18 protein-coding genes are annotated in these 20,046 nt (G+C 69.5%); 17 read left to right on the forward strand and 1 reads right to left on the reverse strand.

The annotated features are described in order from the left end of the window. The first annotated feature begins 36 nt into the window (after nt 1-36). A complete protein-coding gene (locus ACXJLU_RS02340; protein ID WP_073464049.1) occupies nt 37-240 on the forward strand; it encodes a YdcH family protein in 204 nt (67 codons plus the stop codon). Next, the gene (gene yoaA / locus ACXJLU_RS02345; RefSeq protein WP_489742046.1) at nt 218-2,218 is read left to right on the forward strand and encodes a DNA repair helicase YoaA; all 2,001 of its coding nucleotides are present in this window, start codon (nt 218-220) and stop codon (nt 2,216-2,218) included. The genes ACXJLU_RS02340 and yoaA overlap by 23 nt, the downstream gene beginning before the upstream one ends. Here yoaA and ACXJLU_RS02350 read toward each other — a convergent pair whose 3' ends face one another. Further along, the gene (locus ACXJLU_RS02350; RefSeq protein ID WP_073464050.1) at nt 2,219-3,016 is read right to left on the reverse strand and encodes an outer membrane protein assembly factor BamD; all 798 of its coding nucleotides are present in this window, start codon (nt 3,014-3,016) and stop codon (nt 2,219-2,221) included. Between the two features lie 56 nt (nt 3,017-3,072). On the opposite strand from ACXJLU_RS02350, the gene ACXJLU_RS02355 reads away from it, so the two are divergent. From ACXJLU_RS02355 to hflK, 15 genes are all read left to right on the forward strand, one after another. Beyond that, on the forward strand, nt 3,073-4,110 hold the full coding sequence (locus ACXJLU_RS02355) for an RluA family pseudouridine synthase (RefSeq protein ID WP_457328894.1): 1,038 nt from the start codon (nt 3,073-3,075) through the stop codon (nt 4,108-4,110). 339 nt (nt 4,111-4,449) lie between these two features. Further along, nucleotides 4,450-5,217 carry an SMC-Scp complex subunit ScpB gene (gene scpB, locus ACXJLU_RS02360; RefSeq protein ID WP_457328895.1) on the forward strand — a complete coding sequence of 256 codons (768 nt, stop codon included), beginning with the start codon at nt 4,450-4,452 and terminating at the stop codon, nt 5,215-5,217. Beyond that, complete coding sequence (locus ACXJLU_RS02365) at nt 5,204-7,525, forward strand: pseudouridine synthase (RefSeq protein ID WP_457328896.1); 2,322 nt, start codon at nt 5,204-5,206, stop codon at nt 7,523-7,525. The genes scpB and ACXJLU_RS02365 overlap by 14 nt, the downstream gene beginning before the upstream one ends. 107 nt (nt 7,526-7,632) lie before the next feature. Further along, entirely contained in the window at nt 7,633-8,058 is a 426-nt protein-coding gene (ndk, locus tag ACXJLU_RS02370; RefSeq protein WP_073464053.1) for a nucleoside-diphosphate kinase, read from the forward strand. 43 nt (nt 8,059-8,101) lie between these two features. Next, entirely contained in the window at nt 8,102-9,259 is a 1,158-nt protein-coding gene (rlmN, locus tag ACXJLU_RS02375; protein WP_457328897.1) for a dual-specificity RNA methyltransferase RlmN, read from the forward strand. Beyond that, nucleotides 9,256-10,077, forward strand: coding sequence for a type IV pilus biogenesis/stability protein PilW (gene pilW / locus ACXJLU_RS02380; protein ID WP_073464055.1), 822 nt, complete (start codon nt 9,256-9,258; stop codon nt 10,075-10,077). The genes rlmN and pilW overlap by 4 nt, the downstream gene beginning before the upstream one ends. Then, nucleotides 10,070-11,086: a helix-turn-helix domain-containing protein gene (locus tag ACXJLU_RS02385; protein WP_457328898.1), complete on the forward strand. Its 1,017-nt coding sequence runs from the start codon at nt 10,070-10,072 to the stop codon at nt 11,084-11,086. Before pilW ends, ACXJLU_RS02385 begins: the two co-directional genes overlap by 8 nt. 3 nt (nt 11,087-11,089) lie before the next feature. Further along, the gene (ispG, locus tag ACXJLU_RS02390) at nt 11,090-12,403 is read left to right on the forward strand and encodes a flavodoxin-dependent (E)-4-hydroxy-3-methylbut-2-enyl-diphosphate synthase (protein WP_457328899.1); all 1,314 of its coding nucleotides are present in this window, start codon (nt 11,090-11,092) and stop codon (nt 12,401-12,403) included. A 99-nt stretch (nt 12,404-12,502) separates the two neighbouring features. Then, nucleotides 12,503-13,825, forward strand: a complete 1,323-nt coding sequence (gene hisS, locus ACXJLU_RS02395) for a histidine--tRNA ligase (RefSeq protein ID WP_457328900.1) — start codon at nt 12,503-12,505, stop codon at nt 13,823-13,825. A gap of 33 nt (nt 13,826-13,858) precedes the next feature. After that, nucleotides 13,859-14,548, forward strand: coding sequence for a YfgM family protein (locus tag ACXJLU_RS02400; RefSeq protein WP_457328901.1), 690 nt, complete (start codon nt 13,859-13,861; stop codon nt 14,546-14,548). Further along, nucleotides 14,545-15,663: an outer membrane protein assembly factor BamB gene (bamB, locus tag ACXJLU_RS02405; protein ID WP_457328902.1), complete on the forward strand. Its 1,119-nt coding sequence runs from the start codon at nt 14,545-14,547 to the stop codon at nt 15,661-15,663. The genes ACXJLU_RS02400 and bamB overlap by 4 nt, the downstream gene beginning before the upstream one ends. A gap of 16 nt (nt 15,664-15,679) precedes the next feature. Beyond that, on the forward strand, nt 15,680-17,011 hold the full coding sequence (gene der, locus ACXJLU_RS02410; RefSeq protein WP_073464058.1) for a ribosome biogenesis GTPase Der: 1,332 nt from the start codon (nt 15,680-15,682) through the stop codon (nt 17,009-17,011). An 83-nt stretch (nt 17,012-17,094) separates the two neighbouring features. After that, nucleotides 17,095-17,337: an RNA chaperone Hfq gene (hfq, locus tag ACXJLU_RS02415; protein ID WP_047502530.1), complete on the forward strand. Its 243-nt coding sequence runs from the start codon at nt 17,095-17,097 to the stop codon at nt 17,335-17,337. A 55-nt stretch (nt 17,338-17,392) separates the two neighbouring features. After that, the gene (gene hflX, locus ACXJLU_RS02420; RefSeq protein WP_457328903.1) at nt 17,393-18,676 is read left to right on the forward strand and encodes a GTPase HflX; all 1,284 of its coding nucleotides are present in this window, start codon (nt 17,393-17,395) and stop codon (nt 18,674-18,676) included. A 28-nt stretch (nt 18,677-18,704) separates the two neighbouring features. Beyond that, complete coding sequence (gene hflK / locus ACXJLU_RS02425; protein WP_457328904.1) at nt 18,705-20,039, forward strand: FtsH protease activity modulator HflK; 1,335 nt, start codon at nt 18,705-18,707, stop codon at nt 20,037-20,039. Nucleotides 20,040-20,046 lie beyond the last annotated feature (7 nt).

Genomic DNA, 20,046 nt, shown 5'->3' on the forward strand with positions numbered 1-20,046 from the left:
CACACCCACCTGCAATACTCCGCGACGTTCTCCTCGATGGACGACAACCTGCACTCGCCGCAGCGCCGCCTCATCGAGCTTCGGATGGAACACGCCGACCTCGACAGCCTGATCGACCTGGCCAGCGAGGACGCCCCGCCTGATGAACTCGTCATGCGCCGCCTGAAGAAGCGGCGCCTCGCCCTGCGCGATCAGATCGCCCGCCTGGAAGCCCAGCTTGACCCTCCCGAACCTGCCTGACCTGTCCCCGCTCGAAGAGGCCGTGGCCGAAGCCTTCGCCCAGGGCGGCGCGCTGTCGCAGGCCGACGAGCGCTACGTCGAGCGCGAGGTGCAGCAGCGCATGGCGCAGCACGTGGCCCAGGCGATCGACGGGCGGCATGCGCTGGTCGCCGAGGCGGGTACCGGTGTCGGCAAGACCTTCGCGTACCTGGTGCCGACGCTGCTGTCGGGCGCCCGCGCGCTGGTGAGCACCGCGACCAAGAGCCTGCAGGACCAGCTCTTCCTGCGCGACCTGCCGAGGCTGCGCGATGCGCTCGGCCTGCCGCTGACGATCGCGCTGCTGAAGGGCCGTGCCAGCTACCTGTGCACGCACCGCATGAACCAGGCGCGCCAGTCGGCCCAGCTGCCCGACCGCTGGGCGGTGCGCACGCTGGCCAAGATCGAGACCTGGTCGCGTGCCACCACCAGCGGCGACCTGGCCGAGCTCGACGGGCTGGACGAGCGCTCCAGCGTGATCCCGCTCGTCACCTCCACGCGCGACAACTGCCTCGGCAGCGAGTGCCCCGACTACCGCCAGTGCCATGTGATGAAGGCCCGGCGCGACGCGATGGCCGCCGACCTGGTGGTCGTCAACCACCACTTGTTCTTCGCCGACATGGCGCTGCGCGATTCCGGCGTGGCCGAGCTGCTGCCGAGCGTCGAGGTGGCGGTGTTCGACGAAGCACACCAGCTCGCCGAGGCCGGGGTCGCGTTCCTCGGCACGACGCTCGGCACCGGGCAGGTGATCGATTTCGCGCGCGACATGCTCGGCGCCGGCCTGCAGTTGGCCCGCGGCCTCGCGCCGTGGCAGGACCTGGCAGCCGCCTGCGACAAGGCCGCGCGCGAGCTGCGCATGGCCGCGGCCGGGCCGATGCGCGAGGTGCGCGGCAGCTTGAAGCTGCGCTGGGACGAACGCGCCGAGCGCGCCGATTTCAGCACCGCGCTGCAGGGCGTGGCGCAGGCCTGCGAGGCGGCGCAGGTGGGACTGGACACCGTCAGCGAGATCGCCCCCGATTTCTCGAAGCTGATGGAGCGGGCACAGAACTTCCGCCGCATGGCGGCCCTGTTCGAGCAGCCGGCGACGCCGGGACGGGTGCGCTGGATCGACCTGTCGCCGCACCAGGCGCGGCTGGTCGAATCGCCGCTCGACATCCGCGACGCGCTGCGCGAGCAGATGGAGGCGGCGCCGCGCGCCTGGATCTTCACGTCGGCCACGCTCGGCGACGACGAGCGGTTGTCGTGGTTCACCGAATCGGCCGGGCTCGACGACGCGCTGACGCTGCGCGTCGGCAGCCCGTTCGACTACGAGGCGCACGCGCGGCTGTACATCCCGGCCGCGTTCCCGAAGCCGAACGAGCCCGGGCATCCGCCGGCGGTGGCCGCGTTGGCGGCGCGCTGCGCACGTGCGCTCGGCGGGCGCACCTTCGTGCTGACCACCACGCTGCGGGCATTGCAGACGGTGGGCGACCGCCTGCGCGACACCTTCGAGACCGAGGGCGACAACATCCAGGTGCTGATGCAGGGCTCGATGCCGAAGCGGCAGCTGCTGCAGCAATTCCTCGCGCAGCCGCGCTCGGTGCTGGTCGGCTCGCAGAGCTTCTGGGAGGGCATCGACGTCCCCGGCGATGCGCTGCAGTGCGTGATGATCGACAAGCTGCCGTTCCCGCCGCCCAACGATCCGCTGGTGGAGGCGCGCGTCAAGCGGCTGGAGAGCGAGGGCCGCAACCCGTTCTCCGAGTACTTCATCGCCGAGGCGGCGGTGTCGTTGAAGCAGGGCGCGGGGCGGCTGATCCGCAGCGAGACCGACCGCGGGCTGCTGGTGATCTGCGATCCGCGCATGGCGGGCATGAACTACGGCAAGCGGCTGCGCGATGCGTTGCCGCCGATGACGCGGGTGATGAGCGAGGGCGAGGCCTTGGAATGGCTGGAAAGCCTGCAGGCGCAGGCCTTGCCGTTCTGATCAGGGCGTGGTGGCGGGGATCGGTTCCGACGCGATGAACTCGCTGTTCGGGTAGTTCTGGCGCAGCACCCGGCCCGCGTCGTCGCGCAACTGGACCAGGCCGAGCTTGTCGTAGCTCATCACCATCAGGTGCAGCGCCTCTTCGGTCGCCGGGCTCTGCTGGAACTCCTGCACCGTCTGCTGCGCCCGGTTGGCGGCTGCCACGTAGGCGCCACGGCGGTAGTAGTAGCGGGCCACGTGCACCTCGTACGCGGCCAGCGAGTTGACGATGTAGCGCATGCGCGCCTGCGCGTCGGGCGTGTACTTCGATTGCGGGAACTGGTCGACCAGCTGCTTGAACGACTGGAACGAGTCCTTCGAGGCCTGTTGGTCGCGCTCGGACAGGTCTTGCCGCGCGATGCTGCTGAACAGGCCGAGGTTGTCGTTGAAGTTGACGACGCCTTGCAGGTACAGCGCGTAGTCGAAGGCCGGGCTGGTCGGGTGCAGCTTCAGGAAGCGCTCGAGGATCGACAGCGCGGTCGCCTTCTCGCCGGTCTTGTAATTCAGGTAGGCTCGCTCCAGCGTGGCCTGCTGCCCGAGCGGCGTGCCGGCCGCACGGCCTTCGAGGCGCTCGTAGAGCTTCAGCGCGCGCTCGTAACTGCCGGCATCGGCTTCGGACTTCGCCTCTGCATACAATTTCTCGACGGTCATCCCGGCCGTTTCGTCTTTCGGGGTCGAGCCACAGGCTGCGAGCAGGGCGGCCAGAACGGCCACCGATGCCAGGCCCGACCACCGGCCAACCAAGCGAATCACATTCATGAGCCTCGTGGCGCCACTGCCGCGGCGCTTCCTGTCGAAAGAAGAGCGGCGATTATATGGTTCACCCCCCCAGCGACCTGTCGCTCCCCCCTGAGTCCGTGCAGGGCATCGATCCCGGCGAGCCCGGCGACGAGGCGCTCGAGGCCGGCGTTGCCGACGCGCCCGAGCGCCGCGTCGCGCTGATCGACCGCAGCCTGCACGGCGTGCGGCTCGACAAGGCGCTGGTCGCGATGGCCGGCGAGTTCTCGCGCAACCACCTGCAGACGCTGATCGAAGGCGGCCATGTGTGGGTCGACGATCGCCCGATGACGCAGGCCTCGCGCAAGGTGTCGGCCGGCCAGCAACTGGTGGTCGAGCTGGTGCCGACGCCCGAGAGCCGCGCGTTCCGCCCGGAGGCGATGGTGCTGCCGATCATGTTCGAGGACGAGTCGCTGATCATTGTCGACAAGCCGGCCGGCATGGTGGTGCACCCCGCGGCCGGCAACTGGTCGGGCACGCTGCTCAACGGGCTGCTGGCGCACCACCCGGCCTCGGCGACGCTGCCGCGCGCCGGCATCGTGCACCGGCTCGACAAGGACACCTCGGGGCTGCTGGTGGTCGGCAAGACGCTGCAGTCGGTGACGGCGCTGGTGCGCGCCATCGCCGCCCGCGAGGTGCAGCGCGAGTACCAGGCGCTGGTGCACGGGCGGGTGCCGTCGCAACCGTTCCGCATCGATGCACCGCTCGCGCGCGACCCGCAATCGCGCGTCAAGATGGCGGTGGTGGGCAGCGGCAAGCCGGCGCAGACCGACGTGAGCCGGGTCGCGCTCGCGGAGTTCGACGAGGGCGCCGTGAGCGCGGTGCGCTGCAAGCTGCACACCGGGCGCACCCACCAGATCCGCGTGCACATGGCCACGCGCGGCCATGCGCTGCTGTCGGACGCGCTGTACGGCGGGCGCCCGGGCCTCGGCCTGACGCGGCAGGCGCTGCATGCCGCGCGGCTCGGTTTCGCGCACCCGGCGGGCGGCCAGCCGATGCTGTTCGAGGCCGCGCCGCCGGCTGACTTGGCGCGCGCCTGGCAGCAGGTGATCGAGGTCTCGGCGAAAACGCCATAGAAAGCCCCGTGACACGCTGGCCCGAGGGCCTATACAATGGCGCACAATCGCTCCCACCCCAGGAAGCGATCGTGCCCGATGCGCCAACACGAGTGGCGCGCAGCACGGTTCCCAGCGTCATGCCGTCAAAAGACGCTCCGAGCCAGACGCTCCAGCACTCGACAGCCTTCGTCAACGACATATCGGTGCGTTCACCGATTCGCCCGAAGGCTGATGCGAACGGAGCCAGCCCCCTGAATGCCTGCCGGCAGAGCCGGCCTAGGATGTGAACGAACGTCAATGAACACACAGGATGCAAAGCGCGTCCTTGAGACCGCGCTCATCTGCGCCCAGCAGCCGATGCCCTTGCGGGACATGCGTGCGCTGTTTGCCGACGAACTCGGCCCCGACACCCTGCGTGCGCTGCTCGACGAGCTGATGCGCGACTGGGACGAGCGCGGGGTCGAGCTGGTGGCGCTGGCACACGGCTGGCGCTTCCAGAGCCGGCCCGAGATGCGCGAGTACCTCGACCGCCTGAACCCCGAGAAGCCGCCGAAGTATTCGCGCGCCGTGATGGAGACGCTCGCGATCATCGCGTACCGCCAGCCGGTCACGCGCGGCGACATCGAGGACATCCGCGGCGTCACCGTCAGCAGCCAGATCGTCAAGCAGCTCGAGGACCGCGGCTGGATCGACGCGATCGGCTACCGCGAAGCGCCCGGCCGACCGGCGCTGTACGCGACGACCCGGCAGTTCCTCGACGACCTCGGGCTCGCCAGCCTGGAGCAGCTGCCGATGCTGGAAAGCTCGGCGCTGAACCCCGGCGCGATGGCCGAGGCCCTGGCCGGCCAGCCGTCGCTGCTGGAGCCGGAGCAGGGCGCGCTGGCGCTCGACGGCGAGCTGGAGATCGAGGTGTCGTTGCCGGCCGAAGCGGTCGTTGAAACGGTCGCCGAAGTGCCTGCCGAACCTGTCGCCGAAACCGCGACCGAACCCTTTGCCGAACCCGCGGCTGCCCCCCCAGCCGAACCCGTCGCCGACACCGTCGCCGATTCCCCCACCCCATCGCTTTCCCATTCCGAGCCAGCGGCCGATGCCGCCTCCGAGGACACACCGCATGAACCAAGCTGACGACTCTTCGACGACCCTGCCTGCCGACGCCCCGGGCGACGAGGCTTCGGCCGCGAAGCCCAAGCGTCGACGCGCCCCCAAGGCCACGGCCGCCGACGCCCCCGAGGCAGCGGTCGAAGCGGGACCGGCTGACGTTCCCGCGGAGGACGCGGCCGAGCCGGCGGCCAAGCCGGCGCGCAAGCGCAAGCCGGCGGTGAAGGCCGAGGCTGAAGCGGATGCCGGCGAGGGCTCTGCCGTTGCTGCTGCAGCCCCGCCGGTCGAGCAGATGATCCAGGTCGAGACGAAGCGGCCGCGCAAGCCCGTCGAGGCGGCTGCTGCCGTCTCCGAGGCGGCACCGGCCGCCGCGACGGCGTCCGCGGAGTCGTCCCCGGCTGCGGCCGCCGCCGACGCGCCGGTCTTCACGGTGGTCAAGGAGCCTGGTGCCGAACTGCCGCCGGATTGGGATCCGCCCGGCCTGGAACGCGAGGTCGACGAGAACGGCCAGCCGACCCGTGCATCGCGCAACCGCCGCCGCGGCGGGCGCAAGGATCGCCGCCGTGAGGATGCCGTGCTCGGCGTTGCCGACGCGCACCTGTCCGCACCGGCGATGCCCGACGCGGGCGACCTGTTCGCGATCGTGGTGTCGGGCGATTTCGATGCCGAGGTGCCCGAGCCCGAAGGCCTGCCGTCCGGCGAGCCGGTCGCGCAATCGGCTTCCGACGACGCTGGCGACGGCGATGGCGACGATGCCGCCGGCGAGGATGCCGAAGGCGATGACGCCGATGAGTCCGACGAGGCCGGCGAACAGGCCACCGAGTTCACCCCCGAAGAAGTCGCCGAGCGCAAGCGCGTGCTGCAGGCCGATCCGGATGCGCCGAAGCTGCACAAGGTGCTGGCCCAGGCCGGCGTCGGCTCGCGCCGCGACATGGAAGACATGATCGCCGACGGCCGCGTCACCGTGAACGACCAGCCGGCCCACACCGGCCAGCGCATCTCGTTCGGCGACCGCATCAAGGTCGACGGCAAGCCGGTGCGCGTGCGCATCGTGCCGCCGGCGCCGCGCATCATCGCGTACCACAAGCCGGTCGGCGAGGTCGTCACGCACGACGATCCGCAGCACCGTCCGACCGTGTTCCGCCGCCTGCCGCGCCTGCAGCAGGGCAAGTGGCAATCGGTCGGCCGCCTCGACCTGAACACCGAAGGCCTGCTGCTGTTCACCAACTCCGGCGAACTGGCCAACCAGCTGATGCACCCGCGCTTCGGCGTCGAGCGCGAGTACGCGGTGCGCGTGCTCGGCACGCTGGAAGAGGGCGACAAGGCCAAGCTGCTGGCCGGCGTGATGGTCGAGGGCCAGATCGCGGGCTTCAAGTCGATCGTCGACGGCGGCGGCGAGGGTGCGAACCATTGGTACCGCGTCGTCATCACCGAAGGCCGCAACCGCGAGGTGCGCAAGCTGTTCGACACGGTCGGTCTCACCGTCAGCCGCCTGATCCGCATCCGCTACGGCACCGTGGTGCTGCCGCGCGGGCTCAAGCGCGGCGTCTGGGTCGACCTCGATGAAGGTGACGTGCGCACGATCCGGCGCCTTGCCGGCGGCGGCGAAGGCCAGCGGCGCGAGGGCAACCAGCAGCCGCAGCCGCGCCAGGAAGGCCGTGGCGAGAACCGTGGCGAAAACCGCGGGGACGCCAACCGCGGCAATGAAGGCCGTGGCGGCGACAACCGCGGCAACGACCGCGGCCGTGGCAACAGCAACAACGCCGGCGGCCAGAACAGGCCGCGCAACGACCGCGACGCGCAGCAGCGTCCGAACGATCGCCAGGACCGGGGGCCGCGCGGCAACAACCGCAACGCCCCGGGCCAGAACCCGCCGCAGCAGGTGCCGGCACAGGCGCAGCAGGCGCGCGAGCGCCAGCCCGATGACTTCGACCGCGACGACGAAGGACTGGATTTCGACCCGTCCAAGATCCCGAATCCGCTGGAGCAGACCTTCGACAAGCGCTTCGTGCAGAAGCCGCGCACGCCCGCAGGCGGTGCCGGTTTCGGCCGCGGCGGTGGCGGCTTCGGCCCGGGCGGCAGTGCGCCGCCGCGGCCGGCTGCGCCGAAGAAGGGTGGCGGCCCGCGTGAGCCGGATCCGCTGCAGACCTCGATGGGCTACCTCGGCGCCGATGCCTTCCACCGCCGTGGCGGCAAGGGTGGTGGTGGCGGTGGCGGCCGCGGCGGCAGCAACCGGGGCGGTGGTGGCGGAGGCGGCGGATTCGGCGGCGGTGGTGGTGGCGGTGGGGGTTATGGCGGCGGCGGTGGCGGTGGTGGCCGCCGCGGCGGACGCTGAGTCCACGGCGCGACAAGACCGCTTCACGCACTCGGCGGCAGGCGCCGCCGGTGCTTCAAGCGATACAATCCGAAGCTTTGCCAAGTGCTTGATTCAGGAGAAAAATCATGGCGATCGAACGTACTCTTTCCATCATCAAACCCGACGCCGTCGCGAAGAATGTGATTGGCCAGATCTATGCCCGCTTCGAAGGCGCAGGCCTGAAGGTCGTGGCTGCACGCATGGCCCACCTGTCGCGCGGCGAAGCCGAAGCGTTCTACGCGGTGCACAAGGCCCGTCCGTTCTTCAAGGACCTGGTCGACTTCATGATCTCCGGCCCGGTGATGATCCAGGCGCTGGAAGGCGAAGGCGCCATCGGCAAGAACCGCGACCTGATGGGCGCCACCGATCCGAAGAAGGCCGAGAAGGGCACGATCCGCGCCGACTTCGCCGACAGCATCGACGCCAACGCCGTGCACGGCTCGGACGCCCCGGAAACGGCCGCTGTCGAGATCGCGTTCTTCTTCCCCGGCATGAACGTCTACTCGCGCTGAGCGAGAAGCCGAGCGAGCGACGTCCGTGGCGATGGAGGCTGGCATGAGTCTCACCAACCTCCTCGAATTCGACCTCGACGGGCTCGCTGCCTACTGCGAGCGGCTCGGCGAGAAGCGCTTTCGTGCGACCCAGCTGTACCGCTGGATCCATCAGAAAGGCGCGTCGGACTTCAACGCGATGTCCGACCTCGCCAAGTCGCTGCGCGACAAGCTGGCGGGTGTCGCGTGCGTGACGCCGCTGGCGGTCGTCAGCGAGCAGGCCTCGACCGACGGCACCATCAAGTGGCTGTTCGACGTCGGCGGCGGCAATGCCGTCGAGACGGTGTTCATCCCCGAAGACGATCGCGGCACGCTGTGCATCTCGTCGCAGGCGGGCTGCGCGGTCGGATGCCGCTTCTGCTCCACCGGCCACCAGGGCTTCAGCCGCAACCTCACCACCGGCGAGATCGTCGCCCAGTTGTGGTTCGCCGAACACCACCTGCGCCGCCGCCTGAACCTGGCCGCCGGCGACCGCGCCATCACCAACGTCGTGATGATGGGCATGGGCGAGCCGCTGCAGAACTATTCGGCGCTGGTGCCCGCGCTGCGCGTGATGCTCGACGACCACGGCTACGGCCTGTCGCGCCGCCGCGTCACGGTGTCGACCTCGGGCGTCGTGCCGATGATCGACCGCCTGCGCGACGATTGCCCGGTGGCGCTGGCGGTGTCGCTGCATGCGCCCGACGACGCGCTGCGCGACGACCTGGTGCCGCTGAACCGCAAATACCCGATTTCCGAGCTGCTCGAGGCCTGCAACCGCTACCTCGACAAGGCGCCGCGCGACTTCATCACCTTCGAGTACTGCATGCTCGACGGGGTCAACGACACGCCGGAGCACGCGCATGCACTGGTGCGCATCAGCCAGGCGGTGTCGTGCAAGTTCAACCTGATTCCGTTCAATCCGTTCCCGCAATCCGGCCTGAAGCGTTCGCCGCGCGAGCGCGTGACCGCCTTCGCGCACGTGCTGCAAGAGGCTGGTGTCGTGACGACGGTGCGCAAGACGCGCGGCGACGACATCGACGCCGCCTGCGGCCAGCTCGCCGGCGAGGTGCAGGACCGCACCCAGGCCCACAAGCGCATGACCCGTGCACCGATCCGCGTGCACCGGCCTGCCTCCGAATCTGCAGACATCACATCACGCTCGAAGGAGGGCCGTTCATGACCTGGGGACGTCGTTGCTTGTCGACCACGCTGGCCGTTGCGGCCCTTTCCGCGTTGATCGGAGGCTGTACCACCACCACCACCGTGAACGGTGTCGAGCAGGCGCCGACCCGAGACCGGGTGACGTCGTCCGATGAGACCGAGGCCGGCAAGCGCGCCCGTGTGCGCATGGAGCTCGCGAGTGCGTATTTCGCGCGCGGCCAGCTGACCACGGCGCTCGACGAAGTGAAGATGGCGCTGCAGGCGCAGCCCGACCTGGTCGAGGGTTACAACCTGCGCGGCCTGATCTATGCCGGGCTGAACGACGACGTGCTGGCGCAGGAGAGCTTTCGCCGCGCGCTGCAACTGAGCCCGCGCGACGGCGACACGCTGCACAACTACGGCTGGTACCTGTGCCAGCAGAAGCGCTTCGACGAGGCCTTCCCGCTGTTCGAACAGGCGATGACGGCACCGCAGTACACCGGCAACACCCGTTCGATGCTGGCCAAGGGCGTGTGCCAGGCGCGCGCCGGCCAGTGGCCCGAGGCCGAGGCGACGCTGCTGCGCGCCTACGAGCTCGATCCGGCCAACGCCGCGACCGGCGTCAACCTGGCCGAGGTGCTGCTGCGCCGCGGCGACTTCGAGCGCGCACGTTTCTACATCCGCCGCGTCAACGCGGTGGCCGATCAATCGAGCGCGCAGACGCTGTGGCTGGCCGCGCGCGTCGAGAACAAGCTCGGCAACCGGCAAGGCGTGGTCGACCTGGGGCGCCAGTTGCGCGACCGCTATCCGCAATCGCGCGAATCGTCGGCGTTCGAACGGGGGCAGTTCGATGAGTGATCCGGTGCCGGTTGAACCCGACTCCGAAGGCGCCGCGTCCGCTGACGCCGCGCCGGCGGCGGAACCCGCATCGGCGCCGGCCCCGGTCGCCGAAACGGTGACCGCCGGCATGCTGCTGCGCCAGGCCCGCCAGGCGCGCGGCCTGCACATCGCCGCGCTGGCCACCTCGATCAAGGTCGCGCCGCGCAAGCTCGAGATGCTCGAGGCCGACCGCTTCGACGAACTGCCCGATGCCACGTTCACGCGCGCGCTGGCGCAGACCGTCTGCCGCACGCTGAAGATCGATGCGGCGCCGGTGCTCGCGCTGCTGCCGCAGCCGCAGGCGCACCGGCTGGACCACCTGAGCCAGGGCCTGAACGCGCCGTTCCGCGACAAGCCGCTGGGCGGCGTGCCGACCGACCTGAGCTTCCTGAGGAACCCGGGCGTCATCGGCGCGGTGCTGCTGGCGTTGGCGGCCGCGGCGGTCTACCTGCTGCCCAGCGGCTGGATCGCGTCCAACCTGCCGCGCGTCGCCGAGGCGGTGTCTGCACCGGCGCCCGGCCCAGCCGATCCCGCTGCGTCGGACCCGCTGATGCCGCCCGTGCTGCCGCCCAACACGGTGGTCGAGACCGTCACGCTGCCGGCCGCTTCGGCGCCTGCTGCAGCGCCCTCGGTGCCGACGAGCTCGGCGACGACGGCCCCGACTTCCGCCCTGACCTCATCCACCGCGCCGGTGGCCCCGGCGCCGGCGCTGCCTGCCGCCGGCATCGCGAGCGCCGCCGCGCCACGGGGTACGTCCGGTGCGCTGCTGCTGAAGGCCAGCGCCGAATCGTGGATCGAGGTGATCGACGGCCGCGGCACCGTGCTGGTGTCGCGCTCGCTGCAGCCCGGGGAATCCTTGGGGCTGGACGGGGCTTCTCCGCTTCACGTCAGAATCGGGAACGTCTCGGCCACCACCGTCACTTACCGGGGCCGCGCCGTTTCCATGACGCCCACGCGTGACAACATCGCCAAGTTCGATCTCGAGTAAGCCATGACCGCCATCCCCTCACCGTCGGCCTCCCTGCTGGACGACGAGTTCATCGAACCGGCCCGCCCGCTGCAGCGCTCGACCGTCCAGGCGAAGGTGCGCTGGGGCGACCGCATCGTGACGATCGGTGGCGGCGCACCGGTGCGCGTGCAGTCGATGACCAACACCGACACGGTGCAGGTGATCGAGACCGCGATCCAGGTGAAGGAGCTGGCGGTGGCCGGCTCCGAGATGGTCCGCATCACCGTCAACACGCCCGAGGCAGCGGCGGCCGTGCCGCACATCCGCGACCAGCTCGACCGCATGGGCATCGACGTGCCGCTGATCGGCGACTTCCACTACAACGGCCACAAGCTGCTCACCGAGCACCCGGCCTGCGCCGAGGCGCTGTCGAAGTACCGCATCAACCCCGGCAACGTCGGCAAGGGCGACAAGCGCGACAAGCAGTTCGCCCAGATGATCGAAGCCGCCGCACGCTACGACAAGGTGGTGCGCATCGGCGTCAACTGGGGCAGCCTCGACCAGGAACTGCTCGCGCAGATGATGGACGAGAACGGCCGCCGCGCCGAGCCGTTCGAGCCGCAGCAGATCATGTACCGCGCGATCATCACGTCGGCCATCGAGTCCGCGAAGCGCGCCGAAGAGATCGGCCTGCGGCGCGAGCAGATCGTGCTGTCGTGCAAGATGTCCGGCGTGCAAGACCTGGTCAGCGTCTACCAGGCGCTCGCGAAGCGCTGCGACTACCCGCTGCACCTCGGGCTCACCGAGGCCGGCATGAGCACCAAGGGCACGGTCGCCTCCACCGCGGCACTCTCGCTGCTGCTGCAGCAGGGCATCGGCGACACGATCCGCGTCTCGCTGACGCCGCAGCCCGGCGAGGCCCGCACGCAAGAAGTCGTGATCGCGCTCGAGATCCTGCAGTCGCTCGGCCTGCGGGCGTTCAACCCGAGCGTCACCGCCTGCCCCGGCTGCGGCCGCACGACCAGCACCACCTTCCAGGAGCTGGCCAAGCAGATCGACGACTACCTGCGCGAGCAGATGCCGGTGTGGCGCGCCCGCTACCCGGGCGTCGAGAAGATGAAGGTCGCGGTGATGGGCTGCATCGTCAACGGCCCGGGCGAGAGCAAGCATGCCGACATCGGCATCAGCCTGCCGGGCAACGGCGAAGCGCCGGCCGCGCCGGTCTTCATCGACGGCGAGAAGGCGCTGACGCTGCGCGGCGAGCGCATCGCGCAGGAGTTCCAGACGCTGGTCGAGGACTACATCGAGAAGCGCTTCGGCTCGGCCACCGCCCAGCATTCGACCGCGACGGCCTGACGCGCGCGCCCCGCCGCGTTCTCGCCGCCGCACCCGCGTTGCCGCGGCCGCCTCCGGGCGGCTCCATCGTCCATTGATCCACGTTGATCCAAGGTCTCCATGGCTGACACCAAGCAAGCCGCCCTCCAGGCCGTGAAGGGCATGAACGACATCCTGCCGGCCAGCGTGCCGCGCACCGAGAAACTGCCCGACGCCGGGCTGTGGCTGTGGTTCGAGACCACGGTGCGCTCGGTGCTCGCGCGCCACGGCTACCAGTACCTGCTGACGCCGATCGTCGAGCCGACCGCGCTGTTCGTGCGCGGCCTCGGCGAGGTGACCGACATCGTCGAGAAGGAGATGTACTCGTTCACCGATGCGATGAACGGCGACCGCCTGACGCTGCGCCCGGAAGCCACCGCCGGCATCGTGCGCGCGATGGTCGAGCACAACGCGCTGTACAACGGCCCGCTGCGCATCTGGACGCTCGGCCCGATGTTCCGCCACGAGAAGCCGCAGAAGGGCCGCTATCGCCAGTTTTATCAGCTGGACGTCGAGGCGCTCGGTTTCGCAGGCCCCGATGTCGATGCAGAGCTGATCCTGATGACGCGCCTGCTGTGGCGCGAACTCGGCCTGGTCGAGGGCTCGCACGTGCGGCTCGAGCTGAACAGCCTCGGCCAGCCCGACGAGCGGCGCGCGCACCGCGAGGCGCTGGTCGCGTATTTCGAGCAGCATGCCGCGTCGCTCGACGAGGATTCGAAGCGCCGCCTGCACAGCAACCCGCTGCGCATCCTCGACAGCAAGAACCCGGCGCTGCAGGCGCTGATCGAGGCGGCTCCGAAGCTGATGGATTTCCTCGGCGAGGCCTCGCTCGCGCATTTCAATGCGGTGCGCGCGATCCTCGACGCGGCCGGGCTGCCGTACCGCGTCAACCCGCGCCTGGTGCGCGGCATGGATTACTACAACCTCACGGTCTTCGAGTGGGTCACCGACCACCTCGGTTCGCAGGGCACGGTGTGCGGCGGCGGCCGCTACGACGGGCTGATCGAGCAGCTCGGCGGCAAGCCGGCACCGGCGGTGGGCCTCGGCCTGGGCATCGAGCGGCTGCTGCTGCTGATCCAGGAGCTGAAGCTGCCGGTGCCGTCGGCGGCGCCGCGCGCCTATGCGGTGCTGATGTCGCCCGCGGTGCTGCCGCAGGCCATGAGCACGTTGCACGCCCTGCGCGCGGCCGGCGTCTCGGTGCAGATGCATGCCGGCGGCGGCGGCATGAAGGCGCAGTTCAAGAAGGCCGACCAGAGCGGTGCCGCCTGGGCGCTGATCTTCGGCGAATCGGAGCTGGCGGCCGGCGAGGTGGCGTTGAAATCATTGCGTGACCCGGCTGTCACACAACGCAACTTGCCGCTCTCCGGCGTGTCCGATTGGGCAGCTGAACTGCTCAACGCATAATCCCGGCTTCGTCCGAAATTTCCAACGATCCCCATGGCCACCCACCTCGACCTCGAAGAACAAGAACAGATCGACCAGCTGAAGGCGTTCTGGAGCCAGTACGGCAACCTGATCACCTGGGTGCTGATCCTGGCGCTGGGCGGCTTCGCTGCCTGGAACGGCTGGACTTACTGGCAGCGCGAGCAGTCGGCCAAGGCCGGCATGCTGTTCGACGAGCTCGACAAGGCGGTGACCGCCGGCAACACCGACCAGGCCGGCCGCGTCTTCGGCGAGATGAAGGAGCGCTTCCCGCGCACCGCCTTCGCGCAGCAGGCCGCGCTGCTCACTGCCAAGCTGCAGTTCGACAAGGGCCAGGCCGACGCCGCCCGCGCCAGCCTGACCTGGGCCAGCGAGAACGCGAGCGAAGCCGAGTACCAGACCATCGCCCGCCTGCGCCTGGCCGGCCTGCTGCTCGACCAGAAGAAGTACGACGAAGCGCTGAAGGCGCTGGATGCCGCCACCACGCCCGGCTTCGAGGGCCTGGTGGCCGACCGCCGCGGCGACGTGCTGCTGGCGCAGGGCAAGGCCGAAGAAGCCAAGGCCGCCTACAACCAGGCCTGGAAGGCCTTCGACAGCACGATCGACTACCGCCAGCTGGTCGAGGCCAAGCTGACGGCGCTGGGCGCCGCGCCGGCGGCCAGCGCCGCCGCGGGTGCTGTTGTCGTCAAGAAGGCCGGCCAATGAGGGGACTGACCCGTCTCGCGCTCGGCATGGCGGTCGCGGTGCTGGCCGCGTGCGCGAGCAAGTCGACCCGTCCCGACCCGACGGTGCTCGAGGAGCTGACGCCGTCGATCGCCGGTCGTCAGGTCTGGACCCAATCGATCGGCACGCTGAAGTTCCCGATGGCGGTCGTCGCGGCCGGCGGCAATTTCATCGCGGCCAGCGATGACGGCAGCGTCTTCGCCTACCGGGCCGACAATGGCCAGGAAGTCTGGCGCGGCACGGCCGACGGCCGACTCAGCGCCGGCGTCGGCAGCGACGGCCGGTTCGCGAGCGTCGTCACCCGCGACAACCAGCTGGTCACGCTGGATGCCGGCAAGGAAATCTGGCGCAAGCAACTGCCGGCACGCGTCAGCAGCGCGCCGCTGGTGGCCGGCGAGCGGGTCTTCGTGATGAGCGTCGACCGCGTCGTGCAGGCCTTCGACGTGCTCGACGGCCGCAAGCTCTGGACCTTCCAGCGCCCGGGCGATGCGCTGACGCTGTCGCAGCCGGGCGTCGTGATGGCGTTCAAGGACACGCTGCTGGTCGGGCAGGGCGCCAAGCTCGCCGGGCTCGACCCGCTGCGCGGCACCGTGCGCTGGGAGGTGTCGCTCGCCTCGCCGCGCGGCACCAACGAGATCGAGCGGCTGGCCGACCTGGTCGCCCCGGCCGCACGCATCGGCGACAACGTCTGCGCGCGGGCCTTCCAGGCCGCGGTGGCCTGCGTCAACGCCGACCGCGGCAGCCTCGCCTGGACGCGCAACATCGGCGGCCTGCAAGGGGTTGCGGCCGATGACGACGTGACCGTCGCCGCCGATGCCAGCGACCGCGTCACCGCTTGGCGCACCGCCAGCGGCGAGGTGGCGTGGAGCGTCGAGAAGCTGCTGTACCGCGGCCTCTCGTCGCCGATCGTCGTCAACAAGATGGCCGTGTTCGGCGATGTCGAAGGCTATGTGCACTGGCTCTCGACCGCCGACGGCACGTTCAAGCTGCGCCTGCCGACCGATGGCAGCCCGGTGATCGGCAAGCCGGTGCTGAACGGCACCACGCTGCTGGTGACCACGCGCAACGGCGGGCTCTACGCCTTCCGCCCCGAGTGAGACTGAGAGCCTTCCCATGAAACCTGTGATCGCGGTTGTCGGCCGCCCCAACGTGGGGAAGTCGACCCTGTTCAACAGGATGACCAAGAGCCGCGACGCCATCGTCGCGGACTTCGCCGGCCTCACGCGCGACCGCCACTACGGCGACGGCCGCCTGGGCGACCGCGAGTTCATCGTCGTCGACACCGGCGGCTTCGAACCCGACAGCACCACCGGCATCGTCAAGGAGATGGCCAAGCAGACGCGCCAGGCCGTTGCCGAGGCCGATGCGGTGATCTTCGTCGTCGACGTGCGCGCCGGCGTGTCGGCGCACGACCACGACATCGCCCGCTACCTGCGCTCGGTGGGCAAGAAGGTGCTGCTGGCCGTCAACAAGGCCGAGGGCATGGTCGACTCGCCGCTGCTGGGCGAGTTCTACGAGCTCGGCATGGGCGAGCCGCACCCGATCTCGTCGGCGCACGGCCAGGGCATCCGCAGCCTGACCGAGGCCGCGCTCGAGGACTTCGTGTTCGACGAGGAGCCCGAGGAGCCGGAAGAGGGCGCCCCGATCCGCCTGGCCGTCGCCGGCCGGCCGAATGTCGGCAAGTCGACGCTGATCAACACCTGGCTCGGCGAAGAGCGCCTGGTGGCCTTCGACCAGCCGGGCACCACGCGCGATGCGATCACCGTGCCGTTCGAGCGCCATGGCCAGAAGTTCGAGCTGATCGACACCGCCGGGCTGCGCCGCAAGGGCAAGGTGTTCGAGGCGATCGAGAAGTTCTCGGTCGTCAAGACGCTGCAGGCCATCGCCGACGCGAACGTCGTGCTGCTGCTGCTCGATGCGACCCAGGGCGTGACCGACCAGGATGCCCACATCGCCGGCTACATCCTCGAGAGCGGCCGTGCGGTGGTGGTGGCCGTCAACAAATGGGATGCGGTCGACGACTACCAGAAGCAGACGCTCGAGCGCTCGATCGATCAGCGCCTCGCGTTCCTGAAGTTCGCGCCGGTGCTGCTGATCTCGGCGATCAAGCGCCAGGGGCTCGGCCCGGTGTGGAAGGGCATCGCCGATGCGCATGCGTCGGCGACGCGCAAGATGACGACGCCGGTGCTGACCCGCCTGCTGCACGAGGCGGTCGAGTTCCAGACGCCCAAGCGCGCCGGCGCGTTCCGCCCGAAGCTGCGCTACGCCCACCAGGGCGGCATGAACCCGCCGTTGATCGTGATCCACGGCAATTCGCTCGAGCACGTGACCGACGTCTACAAGCGCTTCCTCGAAGGGCGTTTCCGCGCGCATTTCAAGCTGGTCGGCACGCCGCTGCGCATCGAGATGCGCTCGTCGAGCAATCCGTTCGCGGACAAAGATTGAGTCATTTGGCGGCCTGCGCTGCGATGCAGCACGGCGCTGTGTTAACGTGACGACCTCCATCACTTTCCATCACGGAGCATATCGTGAGCAATAAAGGGCAGCTTCTACAAGACCCGTTTCTGAACCTGCTTCGCAAAGAGCATGTTCCGGTGTCGATCTACCTCGTGAACGGCATCAAACTGCAGGGCCACATCGAATCCTTCGATCAATACGTCGTCCTGCTGCGCAACACCGTGACGCAAATGGTCTACAAGCACGCGATCTCGACCGTCGTGCCCGGCCGCGCGGTGAATTTCCACGCCGCCGAGGCGCCGGAGCAGACCTGAGACCGCTGAGGCCGCTCGGGTGGGTGCGCCACCAACTTCCGAGGCGGTGCCCCGCATGACGGCCGCCGGCTCCCACGCCACGACGCAGCCGGGGTTGCCGCGGGCGATCCTGGTTGGCGTCGATTTCGGCAGTGGTTCTCACGGTAGTTCGCACGGTGGTTCGCATTTCGATGCCAGCCTCGATGAACTGGCGCTGCTGGCCGAGTCGGCCGGCGACCTGCCGGTCGCGCGGGTCATCGCGCGGCGCAAGTCGCCCGACCCGGCGTTGTTCGTCGGCTCGGGCAAGGCCGACGAGATCAAGGCCCTGGTGCTCGGCCACCAGGCCGAAGCGGTGCTGTTCGACCAGGCCTTGTCGCCGGCGCAGCAGCGCAACCTCGAACGCCACCTGGGCGTGGCGGTCGCCGACCGCACGATGCTGATCCTCGAGATCTTCGCCGCCCGCGCGCAGAGCCACGAGGGCAAGCTGCAGGTCGAACTCGCACGGCTGCAATACCTGTCGACCCGCCTGGTGCGCCGCTGGAGCCACCTGGAGCGCCAGCGCGGCGGCATCGGCAACCGTGGCGGCCCCGGCGAGGCGCAGATCGAGCTCGACCGCCGCATGATCGGCGAGCGCATCAAGTCCGTGAAGGAACGGCTGGTGCGCGTGAAGAAGCAGCGCAACACGCAGCGCCGCTCGCGCGAGCGCAGCGGCACCTTCCGCGTCTCGCTGGTGGGCTACACCAACGCCGGCAAGTCGACGCTGTTCAATGCGCTGGTCAAGGCCAAGAGCTATTCGGCCGACCAGCTGTTCGCGACGCTCGACACCACCACGCGCCAGCTCTACCTCGAAGACATCAGTCGCTCGGCTGCGCTCTCCGACACCGTCGGTTTCATCCGCGACCTGCCGCACAAGCTGGTCGAGGCCTTCGAGGCGACGCTGCAGGAGGCGGCCGATGCCGACCTGCTGCTGCACGTGATCGATGCCGCGAGCCCGGTGCTGGCCGAGCAGATGGCCGAGGTGCAACGCGTGCTGGGCGACATCGGCGCGGCCGACATCCAGCAGGTGCTGGTCTACAACAAGCTCGACAAGCTCGAATTCGCGCAGCATCCGCGCAACCACACCGATGTGCTGGAACTTGAAGGCGGCGTGCGTGTCCCACGCGTCTTCGTCAGCGCGCTCGATGGCCGCGGCCTGCCGGAACTGCGCCGCATCCTGTCGGCCGCGGTGTCCGGCACGTTGCAGGCCGACTTGAACGCCATGCATTCATCCTCAACTTCGCTGCTGGCAAGCCCCCAGCTTCCGGTCGACCTGACGCCCCATGATGCCGACCAGCCCGAGTTGCCCGACGCCGCCGCGTGAGCCCGAATCCTCTGCACACCACATGACCATGAGCCCCATCCCCCCTCTGCCTGCCGCCGGCCCCGCCTCGCAGGTTCGTGACGTGGCCCAGGCAGTCAAGGCCTTGCTGTCCGGTCTGGGCAACGCCGCCTTCGCACGCTTGCAGGGTGTGCGTTCCGGCGTCCAGGCCCCGGTGCTGAACAGCGGCGGCCGCGGCGACGGCCCGCCCGACCTCGACGAGCTGTGGCGCGATTTCAACCGCAAGCTGAGCGGCCTGTTCGGCGGCAAGGGCGGTTCGCGTTCGAACGGTTCGGGCGGTGGTGGTGGCGGCAACGGCGGCGGTCCCGACATGCGCAGCGCCGGCATCGGCGTCGGCCTGGTCGCCGGCGTCGTCGTGCTGATCTGGGCCTTCAGCGGCTTCTTCATCGTGCAGGAAGGCCAGCAGGCGGTCGTCACCTCGTTCGGCAAGTACAGCCACACCGTCGATGCCGGCTTCACCTGGCGCTTCCCATACCCGTTCCAGGCGCACGAGACCGTGCCGGTCACGCAGCTGCGCACCAAGGAGATCGGCCGCAGCAACGTGGTGCAGGCCACCGGGCTGCGCGACTCGTCGATGCTGACGCAGGACGAGAACATCATCGACATCCGCTTCAGCGTGCAATACCGGCTGAAGGATGCGCGCTCGTACCTGTACGAGAACCGCAACCCCGATGACATCGTCGTCGAGCAGGCGGCCGAATCGGCGGTGCGCGAGATCGTCGGCAAGGCGAACATGGACTCGGTGCTGTACGAGCAGCGCGACGCGATCGCGATCGACCTCGTCAAATTGATCCAGACCCAGCTCGACCGGCTGCGCACCGGCATCCTGATCGTCAACGTCAACGTGCAGAGCGTGCAGGCGCCGGAGCAGGTGCAGACCGCGTTCGACGACGCGTTCCGCGCCGGTGCCGACCGTGAACGCGCGAAGAACGAGGCGCAGGCCTATGCGAACGACGTGATCCCGAAGGCGCAAGGCACGGCCGCACGGTTGCGCGAGGAGGCCGAGGCCTACAAGGCCCGCGTCGTCGCGACGGCCGACGGCGATGCGCAACGCTTCAACCAGGTGTTCACCGAGTACCAGAAGGCGCCCGGCGTCACGCGCGACCGCATGTACATCGACACGATGCGGCAGGTCTATTCGAGCGTCAGCAAGGTGATGGTCGACACGCGCGACAACTCCAACCTGCTGTACCTGCCGCTCGACAAGCTGATGCAGCAGGTGGGCGGCGCCGTGCCGGCCGCGGTGGCGCCGACGACGCCGACCGAAGCTCCCAGCAGCACCACCGGCAGCGTGGACATCCGCTCGCGCGACGGCCAACGCAGCCGCGACCGCGACGGCCGCTGACCCGACG

It is taken from the genome of Rhizobacter sp. P5_C2, from assembly GCF_054049715.1.